At 49.2% G+C, this 7,201-nt stretch carries 2 protein-coding genes; both read left to right on the forward strand.

Translation table 11 applies throughout. From position 1 onward, the window contains the following. The first annotated feature begins 194 nt into the window (after positions 1 to 194). On the forward strand, positions 195 to 4,994 hold the full coding sequence (locus tag ACJWXQ_RS04610) for a T9SS type A sorting domain-containing protein (RefSeq protein ID WP_406672267.1): 4,800 nt from the start codon (positions 195 to 197) through the stop codon (positions 4,992 to 4,994). A gap of 534 nt (positions 4,995 to 5,528) precedes the next feature. Next, positions 5,529 to 7,201: IgGFc-binding protein (locus ACJWXQ_RS04615; RefSeq protein ID WP_406672268.1), on the forward strand; the 1,673-nt coding region annotated here is incomplete at its 3' end.

Consider the following 7,201-nt stretch of genomic DNA (forward strand, 5'->3'; position numbering starts at 1 on the left):
CTATATTGTGAATATAACCACCGATGAGGGCGTATTCACCCGCAAACTACAGGTTCAGTAACATGCTGAATTTCATTTGAATATTAAAAAAAGGGAGGCCACCGGCCTCCCTTTTTTGTGTGGTTTAACATGGATTCATGTCATTAAAATTGTATCTTTAGGGCTGTTTTATTGTTAAACCAAAACTTAATAACATGTTGAGAAGAATTACCTTTTTCAGTGCCGTATTGGTGTTGATGCTTGCATTTGGCTCCGGCCTGCAGGCACAACTCAACCAGGGTGGCACACCTCCGGGGTTGAAACCCGAAAGTAAAATGCAATTATCATCTGTGGAGTATTTCAAGGCTCCTTATGTGGATGTGGATGCTCTGAAGGAGGAGGACAAAATCTGGGATACCATCCCGGATGTACCTTTTCGTTTTGGAGAAAACCTTTATGTAGATTTAAACCCTGCCAATTCCGGTAAATGGGCAAAGCTTGATGATGGCACCCGTGTTTGGCAATTGGGCGTTATAAGTAAAGGGGCGCTCTCCATCAACCTTACCTTTGATCGCTACCACCTGCCTGAAGGTGCGCGCCTGTTTATATACAGGCCGGATGGAAAAGAAGTGTTGGGTGCTTTTACCCATCAAAACAACCAGGAAGATGGTTCCTTTGCCACCACCCTGGTTAGTGGGGATGAAATTATTATTGAGTATGTTGAGCCTGTGGACGTGGCTTTTGAAGGGGAACTAAACCTATGGCGTGTAACCCATGGATACCGTGGTCCGGGTTCTTACTTTGACAAAGGATTTGGCGATTCGGGGTGGTGCAACTACAACGTGGCCTGTCCTGAAAGCGAAGGTTGGGAGGACCAAATCCGTTCTGTTGGGATGCTGGTGACAGGCGGAAACGGCTTTTGTACGGGTTCGCTGGTCAACAACACCGAGAATGATGGTACGCCTTACTTTTTGTCGGCCGATCACTGCCATAGCAACCCTTCTAACCTGGTTTTCTGGTTCAATTGGCAAAGTGAAACCTGTGAAGATCCCGATGAAATTCCATCACATGATGCCGTATCAGGAGCCGTTGACCGGGCGCGTCACTCCAACTCTGATTTTTGGTTGATGGAGTTCAATGATTACATACCCGAAGAATATAATGTATATTTTTCAGGTTGGAATCGCTCCATGGAGGATATCATTGAAGGCACAGTAGTAGGGATACACCACCCCAGTGCCGATATTAAAAAGTTTAGCTGGGCAGAAAGCGGAGTACAGGCAGCCAGCTATCTGGGTGACCCGGGCTCTGGCACCACGCATTGGCGCGTAGGTCCATGGAGTGGTGAAAGCACCACTGAGCCAGGCTCTTCTGGTTCACCTATTTATGACCCGCAAGGGCGTGTGCTTGGACAATTGCATGGGGGTTATGCCGCTTGTGGCAATACCGACCCCGACTGGTACGGCCGTCTGGGTGTTTCCTGGACCGGTGGCGACACTGATGCCACCCGGCTGAGTACATGGCTCGACCCCAATGGCACAGATGCAGAAGCCATCTTTGGCTTTGACCCCATCCTGGATGCTGCAGACCCCGACGCTCCCGACGAAGTTGTTGACCTGGAAGTTATTGCTGACCCACAGGGAGCATTATCGGCCCAGTTAACGTGGACCAACCCGTCTCTGACCTTTGATGGTGAAACTCTTACCGAGCTGGACAGTGTGAAAATTTTCCGTGACGGGGAGATGGTCATGGCTTTTGATGACCCGGTTATTGGTGAAGATATGAGTTATACCGATACCGATTTGGATGAGGCCGGAAATTATACCTATCAGCTCAGAGCCGCTAATACGGCTGGTGATGGTCCCCCGTCCAATGTTACCGTATTTATTGGTTCCGATACCCCGGGTGCTGTGTCCAACATCCAACTGGTAGATGATGACAATAACGGATATCTTACCTGGGATGCCCCCACTGAAGGACAAAACCTGGGATACTACGATCCCCAGTCGTTGATCGAATACCAGATAACCCGTAACCCCGACAATGCAACTTTTGAGGTGGATGCTTCTGAAACAGTGTTGCTGGATGAAACCCTCCCCGGCATTGGTTTTTACTCTTACACCATTGTACCTGTCAACGATCAGGGAGCTGGTGCTTCAGCAACCTCTGAAGAAGTGCTGCTGGCCGCCGAAGGGGCTGTGTTTATGCATTCAGGTACGGTTACCACATGCGAAGGCACCTTCTTTGACTCGGGTGGACCTGATAATAATTATGAAAACAATGAGGATCATGTGCTGACTTTCTTCCCTGAAGATGAAGGTGCCAAAATCAATATGCAGTTTGTGGAGTTTAATACCGAGACCAATTACGACTTTCTCACCGTGTATGATGGAGATGAAACAGACCCGGGTTACCTGGTGGGTCAGTTCTCTGGTTCTGGTGTACCCGACGAGTTGGTGGATATTACTTCAACCCATAGCACCGGAGCACTTACTTTCCACTTTACTTCTGACCACAGTATTACAAGACCTGGCTGGCAGGCCAACATTGGCTGTTTTATACCTGCCGATGATGACCTGGCTGCAACCCATATCGCGGGTAACTTTACCCCCTCGGTAGGTTTGGAGTCTGTGTATACCATTGGAGTCCTCAATCCTGGATTTGTTGCCCAGGACGACTACCAGGTAAATCTCCGGGACCAGGATGACAACCTGCTGGCCACTGTTGCAGGGGAGTATATTGAACCCGGTGAAGAAATGGATTATCTGCTGGCATGGACTCCGGAGCCCGGGCACCAGGGGAATATGCAAATCTATGGAGAGGTTGAACTGGAGGGTGATGCCAACCCCGACAACAACCAAACCGACCTTTTGAGTATCAATGTGCTTTCTGAAGGTACACAGGTGGTTACCATTGGTGATCAGGATTTGTTGCCCGGCTATCGCCTGCCATTCGACTTCTGGTGGAAAAACAGCCTTGCCCAGACCATTTACTTTGAAGATGAAATTGGTCTTGACGATGGGGCCATCACAGGGGTTGTCTTTTTCAATAGTTTTAACAGCAACCTCCCCAATAAGGATGTCAGGATTTACATAACCCATACACAGGAGGATCAACTCCCGGAAGCTTTTATGGCTGTTGACAACGAACAGCTTGTATTTGAAGGGGCCGTGGATTTCCCTGCGGGTGAGAATGAAATCTATATCCCGTTTGAAGAGCCTTTTGAATATCAGGGGGGCAATATCCTGATGACAACCCACCGCGAATTTGAAGATCAGTATCACAGTTCCGATGATAAGTTTTTCATTTCGGAAACCCCGGATAAGCCCAGCCGTACGGTGCAGTTCAATTCGGATAGCGAGATGATTGACCCTGAAAATCCACCTGTTACTGGCTCTATTACCAACCGCGACGGACACCCCAACATTGCTCTGTATTTTGATACCGAATATGAACCACCGGTAGTACATACAGTTAACTTCCATGTGGATATGAGTAATGTCCCCTCACTGGTTTTTGATCCCGAGGTTGACAATCTCTATATTACCGGATCCATGATTGAGTGGCCGGAGCCTGGCTCAGATATGGAAAACCAACTGATGGAGCCATCGGATGATGACCCCATGGTTTATACCATATCGCTGGAAGTGGAAGAAGGCGCACATGAGTACAAGTACTTTGTCAATGAAGGCTGGGAAGGTGGTGAATGGCCCGGAGAGCCCAACCGTGTACTTGAAGTGGATGGAGAAATGGATGTATTCGACCTGTTTGCCAACCAGGATGAATGGCCCATGGCACAGATGCAGCTGATTCACAATGCTGCTGATGCCGCCCTGGCTAATCTTGACATTCTTGTCAATGGCAAATCATTTGTCGATAACCTTTACTTCCGCCATGCAAGCACGTTTTTGGATATCCCTGCAAATTATGATCTGACATTACAAGTTGCCTCTTCGGGCGACCGCACGATCATCCTTGACGAGCTACCCCTCTATATCGACGGTGCCGGACCAAAAATTGCCGTACTGAATGGAATTTACAGTGACACAGGCTACGATCCTCTCAAGCCTCTTGAACTCTTTTTACATGAGGGGCAAATGGCATCCGGCAGTGATGAGCATACCCAAATGCTTGCCTTTCATGGATCCACCGATGCTCCCCATGTAAGCATATGGGAGCAGGATGGTGAAGATGCCTTGTTTGATTTTGAATATGGTGATTTTGCGGGATACCTCACACTGGAAACCCAGGATGATATCATTGAGGTAAGGGACGCAAGCGGTACCGAAACCCTGGCTACTTATCAAGTTCCCCTGGAAACTCTCGGGTTGGGAGGTGAAGCCATTGTTGCTGTGGCATCCGGGTTCCTGCATCCTGAAAACAACAGCGACGGCGCTGCTTTTGGATTATGGGTGGCTACCACCGGAGGTGGAATTCTTACAGAGCTTCCCCTCTATGACGATACGCCCGATTCATTCCCGGTGCTGTTCACTGTGACTGATGAAACAGGATCCTATGAGGCGTTGCGCATTAAAGGAGAGATGACCGACCCCCAATGGATAGATGTGGATCTGATACCAGGAATGGATAACGTTTGGACGGTGACACTGGATGTTTACCCCGGCACTTATCAATGGGGCATCACCGAAGATGATGGTACCGAAGATGGCCAATGGTTGCTTCCCGAAGGAAATCTCCAGTTCACCCTGTCACAAGAAGGGGAAATCACCGATGGTGTCACCTCGTATGTACTCACCGATGTCAGCGTCACAGACCTGGAAGCCGGTGATATCAGACTGTTTCCCAACCCGGCAGAGGATTTGATAACCCTGCAAAGTCCGGCGCAGATGAAGCAAATTCACATCAGCGATATTACCGGAAGGGTTGTTTATTCTGAAATATTGGATGCCGGAGAGCGTAAAATCCAAACCCATCAGTTTGAAAGTGGAATGTATATCGTGAGGATACTGACGGATGAAGGCTTGTTTACCGGCAAGCTCCAGATTACCCGGTAGCATCTGCTTTTTGTAACACCATGGTGCCGGATTTATGCCGGCCCAACCCATACCCCCGTAGGATGTTCCTTCGGGGGTTTCTTGTATTGGGTATTACCTGTACAAGGTTGTTTTTACCCCCATCCCCCAGTCTCTCAGTCTCCCCTTCTCTCGGTCCTTCCGTCTCCCAGTCTCCAAGTCTCCCCGTCCCTTAATCCCTCCGTCCCCTTTCCCCAAATCCCTGCTTAACCCATCCCAATTTGTAAGGCCAAGACACAAACTTACTTATATATATGTGCTCATGTAAGTATATAGGTAAAAACCACCGGTAGTTTTGCGCGATTTTATGTAGTTTTTTTATGGGGATTACGCTGTTGTTTGGTATGCCCAATGCAAATAACTTTGTTATAATCAGAGAATTGCATTAAGGTTTGTCGAAATAAAATCAAAAACTACGGCTAACTGCGAATAAGTTTGCATGAGTTGAAGAAATAGTCATATATCTGGTTTCAGATGAAGAGAGTTTTACCCATATTGGGAGTTGTTTTTCTGTTGATGAGCCTCAACCCGGTTCAGGCCCAAACAGACACGGAGTTTTGGTTTGCTGTACCCAGGGTAACCGAGGGACATGGCTGGGACGATAATAGTTTTTATTTCCGCTTTACCAACCTGGACCAGCCTAACCAGGTATTCATCACCATGCCTGCCAACCCCGACTTTGACCCCATTGAGGTGAACATGGACCCCAACGAAGCACTGACCGTTGATGTCACAGACCAAATCCAGGAGCTATGGACCACCAATCCGGACCAGATTTACAACCGGGGAATTCAAATTATCGCCTCCGAACTTACCACAGCCTACTTTGAAGTGGGTACTTTTTATAACCCGGATATTTTTTCACTCAAGGGTAAAAATGCTCTGGGAGAAGAGTTTTTTGTCCCTTTTCAAAACAGGGTGGAGAACGGAGACCAATATGACCCCAGCCCTTATTCGGCCATTTACATTGTTGCCACCCAGGACAATACCACTATTACTGTTACCCCCACCAATGATGCATTCCCGGGACGCCCCGCCGGTGTACCTTTCGATCTGGTGCTCGACCGCGGTGAAACCATAGCTGTAGCCCCCGACGACTATGCCGGTGACGGTCAGCTGCCCGAAAACCGCCTGGGAGGTACCCGGGTGGAGTCTGACAAACCCATTGCCATCACCACCAGCGACGACTCGGTATACGGCATTACCGGCTGCTACGATCTCATTGGTGATCAAATTATCCCCACTTCCATTATTGGTACCGAGTATATTGCCATGAAAGGGGAGCTTACGGCTCCGGAGTATTTCTATGTGGTGGGAACCCAGGAAGGCACCGAGGTACTTATAGACGGCAACCTGGAAGCACTCATTGAGCCGGGTGAGCAACTGCGCTGGGAGTTTACCAAGCAAAACTACCATATCGAAACCTCAAAACCGGCGTATGTGTATCATGTGGCCGGATTTGGTTGTGAACAGGGAGGGGCTGTACTACCTCCCATCGATGTTTGCACCGGCTCCACCAGTGTCTCTTTTACCCGTTCCAAAGGGGAAAGTTTTTTTCTGAATATCCTGGTGCGTGCAGGTGCCCAGGATGGCTTTATCTTTAACGGTGATGGCCCCAATACGGTGATTGAGGCAGCCGACTTTGAAGCTGTGCCGGGATCGGCCAACTGGCTTGCCGCCGAGTTTGAGATGACCCAGGCACAAGTGCCCGTTGGGGAGGCCACCCTCATTGAAAACGAAAAGGATGTGTTCCACCTGGGGATTATCAATGGCGGACCCTCCAGCGGTACCATGTATGGTTATTTCTCCGATTTCAACGAGCTGGACATCAGTGCCAATGTGAGTGGCACAGGTTCAAACCACAAAGCGTGTTTTGGTGTCCCCATTCAGCTGGAGGCTTTCGGGGGTACCGAATACCAGTGGCATCCGCCCGACTACCTGGATGACCCCACGAGCCCCACACCCATTGCACTACCCGATTCATCCATCAAGTATACCGTCACCGTGAGCGGAGCCTGCCAGATGGTAGACTCCTCCAGTGTTTTTATCCACCTGCACGGACCCGCACTGGCCGCATTCACCATCGATGAGCCGGCAGGATGTGCCCCCTTCGACCTGGTGGTCAATAACGAATCTTATGGCATTAACCATTACTCATGGAGTATGGGCGATGGTACAGTTTATACCAC

The organism is Natronospira sp. (assembly GCF_007134575.1).
Lineage (GTDB): Bacteria > Pseudomonadota > Gammaproteobacteria > Natronospirales > Natronospiraceae > Natronospira > Natronospira elongata.

Bases quoted from the DNA above. Each gene is read 5' to 3' on its own strand.
- ACJWXQ_RS04610 (WP_406672267.1), top strand. From the start codon at position 195: ATGTTGAGAAGAATTACCTTTTTCAGTGCCGTATTGGTGTTGATGCTT.